16 protein-coding genes and 1 tRNA gene are annotated in these 16,173 nt (G+C 71.5%); 2 read left to right on the forward strand and 15 right to left on the reverse strand.

What is annotated here, in order from left to right; all coding sequences use genetic code 11:
• Window positions 1-70: 70 nt before the first annotated feature.
• The gene (locus KZI27_RS13920; protein ID WP_222658078.1) at window positions 71-1,066 is read right to left on the reverse strand and encodes a Gfo/Idh/MocA family protein; all 996 of its coding nucleotides are present in this window, start codon (window positions 1,064-1,066) and stop codon (window positions 71-73) included.
• A 129-nt stretch (window positions 1,067-1,195) separates the two neighbouring features.
• Here KZI27_RS13920 and KZI27_RS13925 point away from each other — a divergent pair, with 129 nt between their 5' ends.
• Window positions 1,196-2,875: an HAD family acid phosphatase gene (locus tag KZI27_RS13925; RefSeq protein WP_222658079.1), complete on the forward strand. Its 1,680-nt coding sequence runs from the start codon at window positions 1,196-1,198 to the stop codon at window positions 2,873-2,875.
• Between the two features lie 78 nt (window positions 2,876-2,953).
• Here the strand turns inward: KZI27_RS13925 and KZI27_RS13930 are convergent, their stop codons facing one another.
• The 12 genes from KZI27_RS13930 to KZI27_RS13985 all read right to left on the reverse strand — a co-directional run bounded on the left by KZI27_RS13930 (window position 2,954) and on the right by KZI27_RS13985 (window position 12,882).
• On the reverse strand, window positions 2,954-3,442 hold the full coding sequence (locus KZI27_RS13930) for a BLUF domain-containing protein (RefSeq protein WP_261783901.1): 489 nt from the start codon (window positions 3,440-3,442) through the stop codon (window positions 2,954-2,956).
• Window positions 3,443-3,486: 44 nt separating this feature from the next.
• On the reverse strand, window positions 3,487-4,290 hold the full coding sequence (locus KZI27_RS13935) for a glycoside hydrolase family 16 protein (RefSeq protein WP_222658080.1): 804 nt from the start codon (window positions 4,288-4,290) through the stop codon (window positions 3,487-3,489).
• 195 nt (window positions 4,291-4,485) lie between these two features.
• Window positions 4,486-4,558: transfer RNA gene (locus tag KZI27_RS13940), tRNA-Thr, on the reverse strand.
• Window positions 4,559-4,604: 46 nt separating this feature from the next.
• Entirely contained in the window at window positions 4,605-5,240 is a 636-nt protein-coding gene (locus tag KZI27_RS13945; protein ID WP_222658081.1) for a TetR/AcrR family transcriptional regulator, read from the reverse strand.
• A gap of 48 nt (window positions 5,241-5,288) precedes the next feature.
• Complete coding sequence (locus KZI27_RS13950; RefSeq protein WP_222658082.1) at window positions 5,289-6,431, reverse strand: DNA polymerase III subunit delta'; 1,143 nt, start codon at window positions 6,429-6,431, stop codon at window positions 5,289-5,291.
• A gap of 61 nt (window positions 6,432-6,492) precedes the next feature.
• Window positions 6,493-7,128: a dTMP kinase gene (gene tmk, locus KZI27_RS13955; RefSeq protein WP_222658083.1), complete on the reverse strand. Its 636-nt coding sequence runs from the start codon at window positions 7,126-7,128 to the stop codon at window positions 6,493-6,495.
• Window positions 7,125-9,929, reverse strand: coding sequence for a type I DNA topoisomerase (topA, locus tag KZI27_RS13960; protein ID WP_222658084.1), 2,805 nt, complete (start codon window positions 9,927-9,929; stop codon window positions 7,125-7,127). The genes tmk and topA overlap by 4 nt, the downstream gene beginning before the upstream one ends.
• The gene (locus KZI27_RS13965; RefSeq protein WP_222658085.1) at window positions 9,905-10,354 is read right to left on the reverse strand and encodes a hypothetical protein; all 450 of its coding nucleotides are present in this window, start codon (window positions 10,352-10,354) and stop codon (window positions 9,905-9,907) included. Before KZI27_RS13965 ends, topA begins: the two co-directional genes overlap by 25 nt.
• 16 nt (window positions 10,355-10,370) lie before the next feature.
• Complete coding sequence (locus KZI27_RS13970; RefSeq protein ID WP_222658086.1) at window positions 10,371-10,721, reverse strand: TadE family type IV pilus minor pilin; 351 nt, start codon at window positions 10,719-10,721, stop codon at window positions 10,371-10,373.
• Complete coding sequence (locus KZI27_RS13975) at window positions 10,705-10,917, reverse strand: DUF4244 domain-containing protein (RefSeq protein WP_222658087.1); 213 nt, start codon at window positions 10,915-10,917, stop codon at window positions 10,705-10,707. Before KZI27_RS13975 ends, KZI27_RS13970 begins: the two co-directional genes overlap by 17 nt.
• Before the next feature lie 85 nt (window positions 10,918-11,002).
• Window positions 11,003-11,803 (reverse strand): type II secretion system F family protein, encoded by an 801-nt coding sequence (locus KZI27_RS13980; RefSeq protein ID WP_222658088.1) that lies wholly within the window; start codon window positions 11,801-11,803, stop codon window positions 11,003-11,005.
• A 62-nt stretch (window positions 11,804-11,865) separates the two neighbouring features.
• A complete protein-coding gene (locus KZI27_RS13985) occupies window positions 11,866-12,882 on the reverse strand; it encodes a TadA family conjugal transfer-associated ATPase (RefSeq protein ID WP_222658089.1) in 1,017 nt (338 codons plus the stop codon).
• A gap of 623 nt (window positions 12,883-13,505) precedes the next feature.
• Between KZI27_RS13985 and acs the strand changes: the two genes are divergently transcribed.
• Window positions 13,506-15,458, forward strand: a complete 1,953-nt coding sequence (acs, locus tag KZI27_RS13990; protein WP_222658090.1) for an acetate--CoA ligase — start codon at window positions 13,506-13,508, stop codon at window positions 15,456-15,458.
• Window positions 15,459-15,536: 78 nt separating this feature from the next.
• Here the strand turns inward: acs and KZI27_RS13995 are convergent, their stop codons facing one another.
• Window positions 15,537-15,998, reverse strand: coding sequence for a RidA family protein (locus tag KZI27_RS13995; protein ID WP_222658091.1), 462 nt, complete (start codon window positions 15,996-15,998; stop codon window positions 15,537-15,539).
• Window positions 15,995-16,153 (reverse strand): DUF4177 domain-containing protein, encoded by a 159-nt coding sequence (locus KZI27_RS14000; protein WP_017888699.1) that lies wholly within the window; start codon window positions 16,151-16,153, stop codon window positions 15,995-15,997. The genes KZI27_RS13995 and KZI27_RS14000 overlap by 4 nt, the downstream gene beginning before the upstream one ends.
• Window positions 16,154-16,173 lie beyond the last annotated feature (20 nt).

Consider the following 16,173-nt stretch of genomic DNA (forward strand, 5'->3'; position numbering starts at 1 on the left):
GACCGATCCTACGGAACTGCGGCAGGAGCCTCCAGGCCGGATCGTCGCCGTGTGGACGACGCGACCCGGATCAGGGTGCTGTGGGGTCGTCGTCCGCGGGGTAGCGCACGCCGACCTGTCGGCGGGCCTCGTCCATGACGGCCATGATCGCGACCGACTGCTCGGCGTCCATCGGACCGCCTTCGTGCACACCCGACCTGATCATCGCCTCGAACGCACGGGCCTCGTGCCCGTAGCCGGCGAGTTCCTCGCGCGCGTCGAACTCCTCGACCACGACACCGTCGCGGTCCCGGATCCGCCAGGTCGTCGGCGTGTACCAGGTCGAGTCGAGGTCGATGCGCCCCGATTCGCCGATGACCGACGCGGTGTTCGGACTGCGCAGGTCCATCCCGAAGTGGATCATCGACTGCGCCCCGCCGTCGTGCGTGAGGACGACGCCCATCTGCGTGTCGACGCCCTGCTCGCTCAGTGTGCCGGCCGCGACGAGCGAGGTGGGCACCCCCAGCACGTCGACGGCGAAGGACACCGGGTACACGCCCAGGTCCAGCAGGGCCCCACCTCCGAGGGCGGGGTCGCGCAGCCGGTGCGACGGATCGGTGGGCAGGGCCTGGTGGTGCGTCGCCTCGACGAGCACCGGCCGCCCGATGCGCCCCTCGGCCAGGACCTCGCGGATCATCGCCATCTGCGGCAGGAAGCGGGTCCACATCGCCTCGGTCACCGCGACGCCGGCCCGACGGGCAGCGTCGACCACCGTGCGTGCCTCGGCCGCGGTCATCGTGAAGGCCTTCTCGACGAGGACGTGCTTGCCGGCGCGGATCGCGAGCAGGGCGTCCTCGGCGTGCCGGACGTGCGGGGTCGCGACGTACACCGCGTCGACCGCGTCGTCGGCGACGAGGTCGTCGTAAGAGCCGTGCGCCCGTGCGATGCCGAACTCCGCCGCGAACGTCTCCGCGCCCTCGCGGGTGCGGCTGCCGACCGCCGTGAACTCGATGCCCGCGGCGACGCAGTCGCCCACGAAGGACCGGGCGATGCCGCCCGTGCCGATGACTCCCCAGCGAACCGTCATGCGGCCATGTCTACCAGGACTGGCTGCAGCACTTTGGTATGGACTCCACGGGCGATTGCCAGCTAACGTGCTGCGAGATCCCCCATCCGGGGGTCACTCCTCCCCGAGTCGAAGGTGTGCAGGTCCTCCATGCGCCGTTCCGTCCTCACCGTCGTCGCCACCAGCGCGGCGATCGTCCTCACGTCCACCCTCGTCGGCGGTCCGGCCAGCGCACACGGGTGGGGAGGACCAGGACACGGACCAGGGCACTCGCCAGGGCACTCCGCCGACGCCGGCCTGACGCCGCGGACGCACTTCACGATGGCCGCCGACGGCACGTCCGGTGCGACGCAGGGCGGCGAGGGCATCCCGAACATCGACTCCGTCAAGAAGACCATCGCCACGTACTACGGCGACCCCGGTACCGGACTCGCGAACCGGACCGACTCCCCCTACATCCGTGAGATGCGGTCCATCGTCGCCCGCCAGGGTGCGTCCCTGCAGCGCATCCACGACCGAGCCGTCCGCCACGGCGAGAAGCCCGCGATCGTCCTCGACGCCGACGACACCACCCTGTGGACGTACGACATGGAGGTCGCGGACATGCACTTCGTCTTCGACCCCGCGCGGCAGGACGAATGGGTGCAGGACGAGCGCTTCGCCGCTACCCCGTCCATGGTCGGCTTCGTCAACCGCGCCGCCGCGATGGGCTTCACGGTGTTCGGACTGACCGGACGGAACGACGACCAGAAGACCGCGACCGTGCAGAACCTGTCGAAGGTCGGCTACACGGCCTTCGCCGAGGACCGCTTCTTCACGAAGTGGACCGGCACGGGCGCCTCGCAGCAGCCGTCGTACATCACCTGCGCCACGGCGAAGTGCACCACCGTCGAGTACAAGGCACTCACCCGCAAGCACATCGAACAGGACCTCGGCTACGACATCACGCTGAACATCGGCGACCAGTGGAGCGACCTGCAGGGCGGGTACGCCGACCGGTCCCTCAAGCTGCCGAACCCCACCTACTCCCTGCCCTCGGCCGACCTGCCCGGGGTCTCCGAGCCGCGGCTCGCGCCCCGCACACAGTTCACGATGGCGGCCGACGGCTCCTCCGGCGCGACCCAGTCCGGTGAGGGCATCCCGAACATCGACTCGGTCAAGAAGACCATCGCCACGTACTACGGCGACCCCGGCACCGGACTCGCGAACCGCACGGACTCCCCGTACATCCGCGAGATGCGGTCCATCGTGCAGCGACAGGCCCCCGTCGTCGCCGCCCAGTGCGCCGTCGGCCGGAAGCTGCATCGCAACCCCGCGATCGTGCTCGACGCCGACGACACCACGCTCTGGACCTACGACATGGAGGTCGCGGACATGCACTTCGTCTTCGACCCCGCGCTGCAGGACGAGTGGGTGCAGGACGAACGGTTCCCGGCAACTCCGTCGATGACCTCGCTCGTGTCGATCGCCCAGCGTTCCGGCTGCACGATCATCGGGCTGACCGGCCGGAACGCCGATCAGGAGACCGCCACCATCGACAACCTGCACCGCGTCGGCTACCCGCAGTTCTCGGCCACGAAGCGCGGCACCGAGACGTACTACACGAAGTGGACCGGGGTCGGGGCGTCGCAGCAGCCGTCGTACATCACCTGCGCCACGGCGAAGTGCACCACCGTCGAGTACAAGTCGCAGACCCGGGCGCACATCGAATCACGAGCGGGTGGCCGGTACGACGTGGTCGCGAACTTCGGTGACCAGTACAGCGACCTGCTCGGGGGCTCGGCGGACCGCAGCGTCAAGCTGCCGAACCCGACGTACTACCTGCCCTGAGCGGCCGCGCCGGCGCGCTCGCGTCGGCGCGCTCGCGTCGGTGCGTGCGCGTCGGTGCGTGCGCGTCGATGCGTACGCTCAGCGTCGGTGCTTGCCGAGTGCGGCGTCGGGGGCGGCCATCGGGTGCGTGCGGAACCAGCGCAGCAGCGCTCGCGCCTTGCTGGTGTCCGCGCTCCGGTCGCCGTCGGTCAGGAACGTGTCGAAGCCGTCGGGGAGCGCGGCCTCGTGCCCGCGGTCGAACGCCATCGTCCACTCCCCGAACCGTGGGGTGTGGATCCGCTCCTCGACGAGCAGGCCGACGTCGGTGTGCCGGGGGTCCTCGATGATGCGCTGGTACGTCTCGAGGACGGCGGCCTCCGGGCCCTCGAGCAGCTGCATGAACCGGCCGTCCTTGTACACGAGCAGGCCCGACAGGCCGGATGCGGCGTTCCGGGCCCTGGCGTGTTCGAGCAGCGCATCGAGGCGATCCTGGTCGAACGGTTCGTCGGCGGCGCTCATGTAGACGAGTGACAGGAGCATGACGACCTTTCGAACGGAGAACGCGGCTTCGGTTCGATCGTCGCGCACGTCGGCGCTTTCCGCGCAGCCCCAGAACGGGGAGCGCGTCGGCGTCACTGCGCGTCGTACGTGCGGACCCAGTCGATCTGCAGATGGCCGGCCTTGCCCCAGTTGCCGACCTGCACCATGTAGCGGTGCGGGGTCGTCGGGACGTTCCGCGCGACCGTGAAGACGAGCTTGCCGTCGAGGTAGTAGTGGATCGCCCGCCCGGGGATCCACTCGGTCGTGTAGGTGTGCCAGTCCCGCCAGGACACCCGGGTGTTGTAGTTGTCCGACGCCTTCTCGTCCCCGGGCAGCATCGAGTGGTGGAACACCCGCGGCGAGCCGTCGAAGTTGCCCTCGGGGTAGTTGAGTTCGCCGTCCGCCCAGTCGTTCGACGTCGGCCAGAGCATGATCGCTGCGCCGTTCTTGTCGCCGCCGGTGGCACGGGCGCGGATGCTGAACGACCCGCCGACGTGCGACCAGGCGTCCTCGGGGGTCCCGAACGCGCCGGCCGAACCGTGCTCGCCGTCGAGGGCGATGTCCATGTACCCGTCGTGCGCGCTGACCATCTTGCTCGACCAGTACTTGCCGCCGGTAGCGTCCGGGTACGGCTGCCACGACTGCGCGTACGTCGCCGCGAACGGGCCGTTCGCCGCAGCCGGGGTGTCGAAGTCGACCGAGAAGGTCGGCGTGCGCCCGATGGTCGGATCGGTGGCCACCGTGGTCGGGTGCGGGGTCGGGGTCGCGCTGCTGCTCGATGCGCCGGCCGGGGCCGCCGATGATGTCGCCCGCGACTCCGGCACCGCGGCGGCCGTGATGGCCAGCGCAGCAGCCGCAGCAGCCACCAGGACGACGGTCGTCGCACGCTTGAACACGGTACCTCCGTCGGTCGTCCGCCGAGGGGGTACGGGGCGGTGCAGGTGGTCGGTCGCGGGGATCCCCGCGTCCTGACGAGGCTAACCCGCGTCCTCCCCCGCTGTCTGGTCCGGAGCCAAGGGGTGCGGTTTCCCGCAGACGCAGAAATCCCCGGTCAGGACCTGATGCAGATCCGTGACCGGGGACGTGTTCCGAGCCGCCTGTCGGAATCGAACCGACGACCTATTCATTACGAGTGAATCGCTCTACCGACTGAGCTAAGGCGGCGCGCTCGCTCCGATTCCGGAGCGGCACGAGCAATGACTATACAGGTTCAGACGAGTGAACGCGAAACGAGCACGCCGAGCTCGGCGAAGGACCGGCGGAGCTCGTCGACCAGGTGCGAACCGCCCTCGGACCCGGACCACTCCCACCACGCGTGCCGCAGTGCGCCGAGGGCGACGATCGACGCCAGGCGCGCCCGCCGACGGAGCGCATCGGGGTCTGCAGCGAGCTCGGGGTCCTCGCGTTCGAGCCGCCGGGTGACCGCGGCCTGGATCTCGGCCTGGAACTCCTTCATCGACTCCATGCGACGGCTGAAGAGCTCGGGGTTCGCTCGGAGCACCTGCTGTCGCTCCTCGATCAGTCCACGCTCCTCGATGAGCTCCTGCGTCGAGTGGACGAGCAGCGCGCCGAGGTCCGACAGCAGGTCGCCCCCGGGTCCGCCGTCGACGAACTCCTGCAGCGCGGCGTCGTCGGGCAGTTCCGGGTCGTCCCCGAGGATCGCCTGTTCCTTGCTCGGGAAGTAGTTGAAGAACGTGCGGGGTGAGACATCCGCCCGACGCGAGATCTCGTCCACGGTGACCGCGCCGAGGCCGTCCTCGATCGCGATGCGGAGCGCGGCGGCCTGGATGGCGCGGCGGGTGGCGCGGCGTTTCCGTTCGCGCAGGCCGGGTTCAGCGTCGGGCATGCCGTGATTGTCCCACGCCCCGATCGGCGCGGGGAGCGTCGGCGGCGGTCAGTGCCGGACGCGGGCGATCGTGACGAGCAGCGCCTCGAGCGCGAGCAATGCCGCCACGTTCGCGGCGATCCGCTGCCGGGCGAGGGCGATCGCGTCGAGCACCTCGAGCGCCGCGGCCGGCGTGACCGACTGCAGGGCGTGGTCGAGGTGGTCGCGCATCGCCAGGTTGACCGGCTCGGCAGGCGCACCGAGACCGAGCAGGAGCAGGTCGCGGTAGAGCGAGGACACGTCGACCAGGATGCGGTCGAGGCCGTCGCGCAGGCTGCGGGTCGCACGGCGCTTCTGGTCCTCTTCCAGCAGGCGGAGCTGCGAGCGGAGGGCTGGCGGGATCGTGCCGCCGGGCTCGATGCCGAGCGACCGCAGGGCGGCGTCGCGTTCCTCGGAGTCGCGCTGCTGCGTGATGGCCTTGGCGTCCTCGTCCGCGACGGCGAGCAGGTCGGCGGCGGCCATCACCGCGTCGCCGACGCTCCGGACGCCGAGCACGGTCGTCAGGGTGCGGCGACGGCGATCGCGGGCCTCCTCGCTCGTCGCGAGACGCTGCGCCATCCCGATGTGGCTCTGCGCCTGCCGTGCTGCGTCCATCGCGAGGGTGCGGTCGATGCCGGTGCGCGCGACGAGCAGGTCGGCGACGGACTCGATGCCGGGGACCCGGAGTCGCACGGAGCGCACGCGCGACCGGATCGTGGGCAGCAGGTCCGCTTCACTCGGGGCGCAGAGGATCCACACCGTGCGCTCCGGTGGCTCCTCGAGCGCCTTGAGCAGCAGGTTCGAGGTGCGTTCCGTCATGCGGTCGGCGTCCTCGATGATCACGATGCGGTACCGCCCGACCGACGGCGAGTAGTACGACGACGTGACGAGCTGCCGGATCTCGTCGATGGTGATGATCACGCGTTGCGTCGTGAGCACCGACACGTCGGGGTGCGTCTTGGCGGTGATCTGCTGCAGGGTGTGGTCGTCGTCGGGACCGTTGCCCACGAGGGCCGCCGCGAACGCCGTCGCCACGTTCGACCGGCCGGATCCGGGAGGGCCCGTGATCAGCCACGAGTGCGTCATGCCGCCGGTGCCGTCGGTCGACTCCGCGGCGTTCCGGAGGGAGGCGACTGCCTCTTCCTGCCCGGTCAGGCCGTCCCACACGCTCACGGGACCATCCTGTCAGCGACCACCGTCAGGCGGCCGACCATCGTCGTCCGTGTGGCCACGGTCATGCCGGGTCGATCGCGACGAGCGGGGCGACCGCGGCGCGGATGGCGCGCTGGACGTCCTCGGTGGAGCCGCCGGCGTCGACCACCAGGAACCGGTCGGGCTCGGCCGCCGCCATGTCGAGGAACGCCCGTCGCACCGACTCGTGGAACGCCTCGGCCTCGGACTCCAGGCGGTCGAACGTGTCCCCGCGGGCCGCGGCGACCCGCGCACGGCCGACCGTCACGTCGAGGTCGAGCAGGATCGTCAGGTCCGGCACCAGGCCGTCCGCCGCCCACGCCGACACCGAGCGGATGTGCTCGGCGCCCAGACCGCGCGCGACCCCCTGGTAGGCGACCGACGAGTCGATGTACCGGTCCTGCAGCACGACCTCGTCGCGGGCGATCGCCGGACGGACGACCGTCTCGACGTGGTGGGCGCGGTCCGCCGCGTACAACAGCGCCTCGGCTCGGGGCGACACGTGCCCGCGCTCGTGCAGGACGATCTCGCGGATCCGCAGGCCCAGCTCGGTGCCACCGGGCTCGCGGGTCCGCAGGACGGTGCGGCCGTGCTCGACGAGCCACGCCGAGAGCAGCTCGGCCTGGGTCGTCTTGCCCGCGCCGTCGCCGCCCTCGAGCGTGATGAACCGTCCGGTCACTTCTTCTTGGCCGGCGCCCGTCGGGCCGGCGTCTTCTTCTTGACCGGGCCCTTGGCGCGCTTGTCCGCGATGAGCTGGACGGCACGGGCGTGGTCGACGGCCTCGACGTCCTCGCCCTTCGGGATCGTCGCGTTCGTCTCGCCGTCGGTGACGTAGGGGCCGAAGCGGCCGTCCTTCATCTTGATCGGCTTGCCGGACACGGGGTCCGCCTCGAACTCCTTCAGCGCGGAGCTCGCGGCACGGTTGCCGCCGTACTTCGGCTGCGAAAAGATCTCGAGCGCACCGGCGAGGTCGATGTCGAAGATCGCGTCCTCGCCGGGCAGGGTCCGGGTGTCCGTCCCCTTCTTCAGGTAGGGGCCGTAGCGACCGTTCTGCGCGGTGATGTCGTTGCCGGTCTCCGGGTCCTGGCCGACGACGCGGGGCAGGTCGAGGAGCTTCAGCGCGGTCTCGAGGTCGACGGTCGCCGGGTCCATCGACTTGAACAGCGAGGCCGTCCGTTCCTTGGGTGCCGCGGCCTTCTTCGTCGTCCTCTTCGCCGGGGCCTTCTTCGCCGGTGCCTTCTTGCCGGTCGTGGTCTCGGCGGGGGCCTCGGCCGCTGCGGGCTCGGGCACAGCCGCGGTCTCGACGACCTCGCCGGTCTTCGGGTCGACGGTGGGCTCGGGCTCCGGGGTGCGCTCCGTGACGTAGGGACCGAAGCGGCCGTCCTTCGCCAGGACCTCCTTGCCGGTGTCCGGGTTGATGCCCACGACGCGGTCGCCGATGACGGGGGCGTCGACGAGTTCCTTCGCCTTCTCGACGGTCAGCTCGTCGGGGGCCAGGTCCTCGGGGACGTTGACGCGACGCGGCTTCTCCGGGTCGTCGCTCGGCACCTCGATGTAGGGGCCGTACCGACCGATCCGCAGGGTGAGGCCCGGTGCGAGCTCGACCGAGTTGATCTCACGCGCGTCGATCTCACCGAGGTTGTCGATGACGGTCCGCAGGCCGCGCTGGTCGTCGTCGCCCCCACCGAAGTAGAAGCCCTTGAGCCAGTCGACCCGGTCGGCGTCGCCGCGGGCGATCCGGTCGAGGTCCTCTTCCATCTCGGCGGTGAAGTCGTACTCGACCAGTTCGCCGAAGTACTCCTCCAACAGCCGGACCACGCTGAACGCGATCCAGTTCGGCACGAGCTGGGTGCCGCGCAGCGACACGTAGCCGCGGTCGATGATCGTCGGGCTGATCGTCGGGTACGTCGACGGACGCCCGATCCCCAGCTCTTCCAGCGTCTTGATGAGGCTGGCCTCGGTGAAGCGCGGCGGCGGCGTGGTGTCGTGGCCCTTCGCCAGCACGTCGTGCACCTCGAGGTGCTCGCCCTGCTTGACGTCGGGCAGGGCGACGTCCTGCCCGGCACGCTCGCTCGACTCGTGACGGTCCTCGTCGCGGCCCTCTTCGTAGGCGCTGAGGAAGCCGCGGAAGGTGATGACGGTGCCGGACGCGGTGAACTCGGCGTCGGTGCCGTTCGCGGTCGACGTGATGCCCTCGACCGACTCGGTCGACGCGATGCCGAGCACGATCGACGCGGTCGAACCCTTGGCGTCCGCCATCTGGGACGCGATGGTGCGCTTCCAGATGAGGTCGTAGAGCCGCCACTCGACGCCGGTCAGCGTGCCCTGGAGCTCCTGCGGGGTGCGGAAGGAGTCACCCGACGGGCGGATCGCCTCGTGCGCCTCCTGCGCGTTCTTGCTCTTGCTCGCGTACAGGCGGGGCTTGTCCGGCACCGTCGCGGCGCCGTACAGGTCGGCCGCCTGCTTGCGTGCGGCGTCGATCGCCTGCTTCGAGAGCGAGACCGAGTCGGTACGGATGTAGGTGATGTAGCCGTTCTCGTACAGGGTCTGGGCTGCACGCGCCGTCTGCCGCGGCGACAGGCGCAGCTTGCGCGCTGCCTCCTGCTGCAGGGTCGACGTGGTGAACGGTGCCGCCGGACGCCGGGTGTACGGCTTCGAATCGACGCTGCGGACGGTGGCGTCCCCGGCGCGCTCGAGCACGGCGGTCAGCGAGGCGGCTGCGGCCTCGTCGAGGCGCACGACGTCGCCACTGAGCGCACCGCGGTCGTCGAAGTCGCGCCCCGAGGCGACGCGGGTTCCCTGGATCCGGGCGAGTCGCGCCGAGAAGGAGGACTCCCCCGCCTTCTCGAAGCGCGCGGAGAGGTCCCAGTAGTTCGCGGAGACGAAGGCGAGGCGTTCGCGCTCACGGTCGACCACGAGCCGGGTCGCGGCGGACTGCACACGACCGGCCGAGAGGCCGGGGGCGACCTTGCGCCACAGGACCGGCGAGACCTCGTACCCGTAGAGACGGTCGAGGATGCGGCGGGTCTCCTGCGCGTCGACGAGGGCGGTGTCGAGCTCACGGGTGGCCTCCTGCGCCCGCTGGATCGCCTCCTTCGTGATCTCGTGGAAGACCATCCGCTTGACGGGGACCTTCGGCTTGAGGACCTGGAGCAGGTGCCAGGCGATCGCTTCACCCTCGCGGTCTTCATCTGTTGCGAGGTAGAGCTCGTCGGCGTCCTTGAGCGCACGCTTGAGCTCGGCGACCGTCTTCTTCTTGGCATCGGACACGACGTAGTACGGCTCGAAGCCGTTGTCGACGTCCACCGAGAACTTGCCGAGGGAGCCCTTCTTGAGCTCGGCCGGCAGGTTCTTCGGCTCGACGAGGTCGCGGATGTGTCCGACCGAGGCCTGGACTTCGTATCCGTCACCGAGGTATTGCGCGATCGTCTTCGCCTTCGCAGGGCTCTCGACGATCACGAGCTTCTTCGTGCCTGGCACGTGTCTCCTTGATCCGTGGTGCTGGTCGGCCCTGGACACGAACGTGTCCGGGTCGCCCGGGACATCGGTGACCGGTGGCCGACAGGCACACCATACACACAGTGCTCGGGCTGGCAGTCCGCCGGACCGGCGACCGCGGATGCGCCGACGGCGAACGGTCCGGAGCCGACGACCACGCGCACCCGGGCCGTCGTGGCGGTGAGGTCGCAGCTCGCGAGCGCCGAGCCGTTCGCCCGCGCGACCCGCTCGGCGACGTCACACGGCTGCCCGGTGAGGAGCCCGATCGACGTCGCGGCGGCCGAGGTCGCGGCGGCGTCGGCGGCGTCCCCGGCCCGGACCACCTGCGTGCGGTGTCCGGCGGCGGCGAGCGCCGCCGACGCGACGAGCACCCCGATGCCCAGGACCGCGGCGACGAGCACGGTCACCGAACCGCGCTCGGGGTCAGCGTCCTCGTGCCGCGGCACAGGCCGTCGCCCGGAGCGGCAGCACTGCGAACGGACCGGTGCCGCCGCGCGTGGCGTCGACGCACACCAGGTCGGCCGTGCGCCGGACGGTGACGGAGGATCCCGGCGCGATCCGCTCGGCGGCAGCGAGTCCGACGGCGTCGTCCCCGCGTCCGACACCCCGCGCAGCCACCGCCGCGGCCGACTGCAGGCGTCCCTGTCCGTCGACGACGAGGACGGCCGCGACGAGCAGTGTGAGGACGAGTGCGACGACGGGCAGCACGACCGCGAACTCGACCGTGACCGAGCCCCGGTCACCGGATCCCGCACGGTCACAGCGCGAGGGCACCGCGGACGAGCTCGGTGAGGATGGTCTGGACCTCGCCCGAGCGCATGACGGCGACGAGCACGCCGGCGAACGCCACGGCGGCGAGGATGACGACCGCGTACTCGGCGGTCGCGGACCCCTGGTCGTCCTGGACGGCGGCGTGGAGCCGGTCGGCGACGCGGCGGGTGCGACGGATGCGGTTCGGTGTGGTGCTCATGGGTTTCGTCCCTTCTGTTGCGTGGTTTCCAGCGTGGCGCGCGGTCACCGCCCGGTCGGGACCTCGATCGGCATCTGTGGAGAGGTCACCGCGCACCGACGACGGTGGAGGAGAGGACGCCGACCACGACGGGCACCACCCCGACGAGCACGAACGCGGGCAGGACGCAGGTGCCGAGCGGCAGCACCAGTCGGACCGCCAGGCGCTCGGCCGCGGCGAGTCCGGCGGCAGCGGCGTCGTCACGGACGTCCTCCGCGGCACGACGCAGCAGTCCCGCGGCGGGGACGCCCGCGCGCTGGGCCAGGTCGAGCACCTCGCGCAGGCGGACCGCGTCAGCGGCCGGAGGGACGTTCCCGCCGGTGGCGCGACGGACCGCCTCTCCGGCCGCGATCCACGAGCCGCCACCGGACACGGCGACCGCCCAGGCGTCGAGGACGACCCCGGGCACGCGCCCGTCCGGCGTCGCCGACCGGACGAGCCGCGCGGTCCACGCCCGCCCGAGCAGCACGAGCAGCGCCGCGACCGCCGAGCACCCCCAGCCGAGCGGCGATCCGGTGAGGACCTGCACGGCTCCGGATCCCCACGACGCCCCGAGTCCGAGCCCGAAGAGCGGCAGTGCCAGGACCACGCGGGCACTGGTGCGCGGGCCGGCGAGGGCGACCCGGATCGCCCGGTCCGATGCCGCCGATCGACGGAGCGCGCCGGCGAGGGCGCCGAGCGTCTCCGCGACGGGCGCGCCGGTCCGTTCCGCGACCCGGAGGACGACGGCGATGTCCGCGGACGCCGGGGCGTTCCCGGCCGGGAGCCTGCCGACGAGCTCCCAGGCCCGCGCCGGAGGGACCCCGGCCGCGACGAGCGTCGCCACCCGGTCCAGGGTGCCGGCCACGCGCGCCGGGTCGAACGGCGCCGGACGCCGATCGCGCCGCCCTCGGCGGAGCAGCCACCTGCTCACGGAGCGCCGTCCACCGGGCGGACCCCGAGCCTCCCGTCCGACCCGACGTGGAACGCGCCGACCGCGGCGAGCCGTCGCCCGCCTGCCCGGCGCTCGACGTGGAGCACCAGGTCGAACGCACTGACCGCCTGTCGGGCCAGCGCCTCGACCCCGAGCCCGGCGAGGGCACCGAGCGCCTCGAGCCGAGCGGCGACGTCCGCGACACCGTTCGCGTGCACGGTGCCGGCACCGCCGTCGTGGCCGGTGTTCAGCGCGGACATCAGCTCGCGGACCTCGGCACCCCGGCACTCCCCCACGACGATCCGGTCGGGTCGCATCCGCAGCGCCTCGCGCACGAGGCGGTCCAGGCCGAGCGCTCCGACGCCCTCGGCGTTCGCCTGTCGTGCCTCGAGCGCGACCACGTGCGGGTGGGCGATGCGCAGCTCGGCGACGTCCTCGACCGTGACGATCCGCTCGTCGGCAGGGACGGCGCCGAGCAGCGCGGCGAGCAGGGTGGTCTTGCCGCTGCCGGTCGCACCGGTGACCAGGACGTTGCGGCGCGCGGCGACGGCGTCCTCGACGACGGAGCGTGGCACCTGCTCGAAGGTGCCGGCGCGTTCGAGCGCGGCAAGGGTCGGACGCTCGGGGTGCGGGAGTCGGATCGAGACCGCGGTGCCGCCGACCGCGACCGGGGCGAGTACGACGTGCACCCGGATGCCGTCGCCGTGCCGGACGTCGGCGCACGGCGTGGTCTCGTCGACGTGGCGTCCGCCGAGCGCCACCAGGCGCGTGGCGAGCTCGCGAGTGCGCGACTCGGTCAGGCGCGGCGCGGCGGCTTCGAGTCCGCCGCCACGGTCGGTCCAGGTGCCGACACCGCCGACGACCAGGACGTCGGTGACCCCGGCATCGGAGACGAGTCCGGCGAGTTCCTCGAACTCGACGACACCGTGCGTTCGACGTCGGAGGACGGTGGCGGTCGCGGGAAGCGAAGGCCCGGCCCCGGGCAGGAAGGGCGCGGCACGGTGACGGTGCATGACGCCAGAGCGTACGAGGCGAGCCGCTTTCGGCATCTGGTGCCACAAGCAGCCTGTGGAGCGGTAGAGACGCGAGCGACCAACGGACCGGTTTGTCCCCCGAAACAGAAAGTCGTACCCCACTCCACGGCGCGACAGTCGGCGAGCCTCGCAACCGCTGATCGCAACAGGACCCCGGACGCAGGGCTGCCGAACGGGAGTAGCAATTGCTACGACGGAGCTGCACGCTCCATGCGTGAGCATGTACCGGTCTGTCCACTCGACCGGCATGCCTGCGCGGATCGCCGCCGATCGCCGGAGGCCGACGAGCGTCGATCGCTCGAGCCGGACTCCGGGCAAAAGAAGAGGCGGCACCGGTTGGGGGGAACTGGTGCCGCCTGGACATCGAAGGATTGGGGGGAATCCGATTCGATGCCGCCGGAAACGAGTCCAGCAGGAACTACTGTACCCCACGATCCGCCCCTCGTGGCAACCCCCGACACGACCGCCGGGCGTGCCGCCGCGACCAGGACGCACTCGGACCCGCCGTCGAGCCGCCGCTCGTCACGGAACCGCGCAGCGCACGGGCCGAGGGGTAGTCTCCGTGGCGCACCCTGAGGACGCAACGACGCGAAAGGACATCGATGTCCACTCCGACCCAGACCGACCACCGCGAGGACGACGGCGCCACCTTCCCGCCGACACCCGAGTTCGTCGCCGACGCCGTCGCGCACGAGGACCTGCACGAGGCCGCCGCCGCCGACCGCGAGGCCTTCTGGGCCGAGCAGTCCCGCAGCCTGCTCGACTGGCGCACCCCGTTCACGCAGACCCTGGACTGGTCCGGCGCCCCGTTCGCGAAGTGGTTCGCCGACGGCGCGCTCAACGTTGCCGAGAACTGCCTCGACCGGCACGTCCGTGCGGGCAACGGGGACCGGGTGGCGATCCACTTCGAGGGCGCACCCGGCGACACCCGCCGGATCACCTACGCCGAACTGACCGCCGACGTGCAGCGCGCCGCGAACATGCTCACCGACCTCGGCGTCGGGCAGGGCGACCGCGTCGTCGTCTACCTGCCGCTCATCCCCGAGGCCGTCGTGACGATGCTCGCCGTCGCCCGCATCGGTGCCGTGCACTCCGTGGTCTTCGGCGGGTTCAGCGCCGAGAGCCTCCGCGCCCGCATCGAGGACGCCGGCGCGAAGCTCGTCGTCACGGCCGACGGCGGCTGGCGCCGCGGCGCGGTGTCAGCGCTCAAGCCCGCGGTCGACGAGGCGCTCGAGGGCGAGGGCACCGACAGCGTCGAGCACGTCCTGGTCGTCAAGCGCGGCGGCAACGAGATCGCCTGGAACGACCGCGACCTGTGGTGGCACGACGAGGTCGCGAAGGCCGCCCCGGAGCACACGCCAGAGGCCTTCCCCGCCGAGACCCCGCTGTTCATCCTGTACACCTCGGGCACGACCGGGAAGCCGAAGGGCATCGTGCACACCTCCGGCGGGTACCTGACCCAGGCCGCGTACACGCACAAGAACGTGTTCGACATGCACCCGGAGAAGGACGTCTACTGGTGCACCGCCGACATCGGCTGGATCACCGGGCACTCGTACGTCGTCTACGGCCCCCTGGCGAACGGCGTGACGCAGGTGCTGTACGAGGGCACACCGGACGAGCCGAAGCCCGGCCGCTGGTGGGACATCGTCGACTCCTACGGCGTCACCGTCCTGTACACCGCGCCGACCGCCGTGCGTGCGGCGATGAAGGCCGGCCGCGAGATCCCCGAGGCCCGCAGCCTCGAGAGCCTCCGGCTGCTCGGCAGTGTCGGCGAACCCATCAACCCCGAGGCGTGGAACTGGTACCGCCAGGTCATCGGCCACGACCGCACGCCCATCGTCGACACGTGGTGGCAGACCGAGACCGGCGCGATCATGATCTCCGCCCTGCCCGGCGTCACGAAGCTCAAGCCCGGCGCCGCGCAGACGCCGCTGCCCGGCATCGTCGCGGAGATCGTCGACGACGACGGCAACCGTGCCGACCCCGGCGAGAGCGGCTACCTCACCATCACCGAGCCGTGGCCGTCGATGGCGCGCGGTATCTGGGGCGACCCGGACCGCTTCGTCGAGACGTACTGGTCGAGGTTCCCCGGCCGGTACTTCGCCGGCGACGGTGCACGGCTCGACGGTCAGGGCGACATCTGGATCCAGGGCCGCGTCGACGACGTCATGAACGTCTCCGGACACCGCCTGTCGACGGCCGAGATCGAGTCCGCCCTGGTCGGGCACGAGGGCGTCGCCGAGGCCGCCGTCGTCGGAGCCGCCGACGAGACCACCGGACAGGCGGTCGTCGCGTACGTCATCCTGACGGCGGAGGCAGCGGCGGACGTCGACCGCGAATCCGCATCGACCGAACTCCGCAACTGGGTGGGCAAGCGCATCGGTGCGATCGCGAAGCCCCGCCAGGTGGTCATCGTCCCCGAACTACCCAAGACGCGCTCCGGCAAGATCATGCGGCGCCTGCTGCGCGACGCAGCCGAGGGCCGCCGCATCGGCGACACGACGACGCTGGCCGACCCGACGATCATGGCGACCATCGCGGAACTCATGTAGTCCTGGGAACGAAAGCAGGGCCTCCAGTCAGATCCGGACTGGAGGCCCTGCTCACGTTCGTTCCGTCGGTCGCCGCCGTCAGGCGGTGAGCTCCACCACCAGCTCGACCTCGACAGGAGCGTCCAGCGGCAGCACCGCCACGCCCACCGCGCTGCGCGCGTGGACGCCGGCGTCGCCGAAGACCTCGCCGACGAGGGTGGAGGCGCCGTTCGCGACCCCGGGCTGGCCCGTGAAGGACGGCTCCGAGGCGACGAACACGGTGACCTTGACGACCCGGGCGACGCGGTCGAGCGAGCCGGCGACCGACTCGACGGCGGCCAGGGCGTTGAGCGCGGCCACGCGGGCCTGCGCGGTGGCGGTCTCGGCGTCGACCGACGCCCCGACCTTGCCGGTGACGGGCAGTGCGCCGTCGACGAACGGCAACTGGCCGGCCGTGTAGACGTACTGGCCGGTGACGACCGCAGGGACGTAGGCGGCGACGGGTGCGGCGACCGGCGGGAGCGTCAGCCCCAGCTCGGCGAGGCGGTCCGCGACGGTCATGCGTCGGCCTTCGGGCGCTTGAGGTACGCGACGAGCCCACCCTCGGGGCCGGTGACGATCTGGACCAGCTCCCAGCCCTCGTCCCCGTAGTTGTTGAGGATGGCGGTGGTGTTGTGGATCATCAGGGGCGTGGTGAAGTACTCCCAGCGAGTCATGCGGTTCCTTGCCAGCCTTT

Origin of the sequence: Curtobacterium sp. TC1 (assembly GCF_019844075.1) — a bacterium.
Lineage (GTDB): Bacteria > Actinomycetota > Actinomycetes > Actinomycetales > Microbacteriaceae > Curtobacterium.

Excerpts from the sequence above, each read along its gene's own strand:
- KZI27_RS13925 (WP_222658079.1), top strand. The coding sequence starts at position 1,196 with ATGCGCCGTTCCGTCCTCACCGTCGTCGCCACCAGCGCGGCGATCGTC.
- KZI27_RS13995 (WP_222658091.1), bottom strand. The coding sequence starts at position 15,998 with ATGACCGTCGCGGACCGCCTCGCCGAGCTGGGGCTGACGCTCCCGCCG.
- KZI27_RS13985 (WP_222658089.1), bottom strand. The coding sequence starts at position 12,882 with ATGCACCGTCACCGTGCCGCGCCCTTCCTGCCCGGGGCCGGGCCTTCG.
- acs (WP_222658090.1), top strand. The coding sequence starts at position 13,506 with ATGTCCACTCCGACCCAGACCGACCACCGCGAGGACGACGGCGCCACC.
- KZI27_RS13945 (WP_222658081.1), bottom strand. The coding sequence starts at position 5,240 with ATGCCCGACGCTGAACCCGGCCTGCGCGAACGGAAACGCCGCGCCACC.
- KZI27_RS13975 (WP_222658087.1), bottom strand. The coding sequence starts at position 10,917 with ATGAGCACCACACCGAACCGCATCCGTCGCACCCGCCGCGTCGCCGAC.
- KZI27_RS14000 (WP_017888699.1), bottom strand. The coding sequence starts at position 16,153 with ATGACTCGCTGGGAGTACTTCACCACGCCCCTGATGATCCACAACACC.
- KZI27_RS13920 (WP_222658078.1), bottom strand. The coding sequence starts at position 1,066 with ATGACGGTTCGCTGGGGAGTCATCGGCACGGGCGGCATCGCCCGGTCC.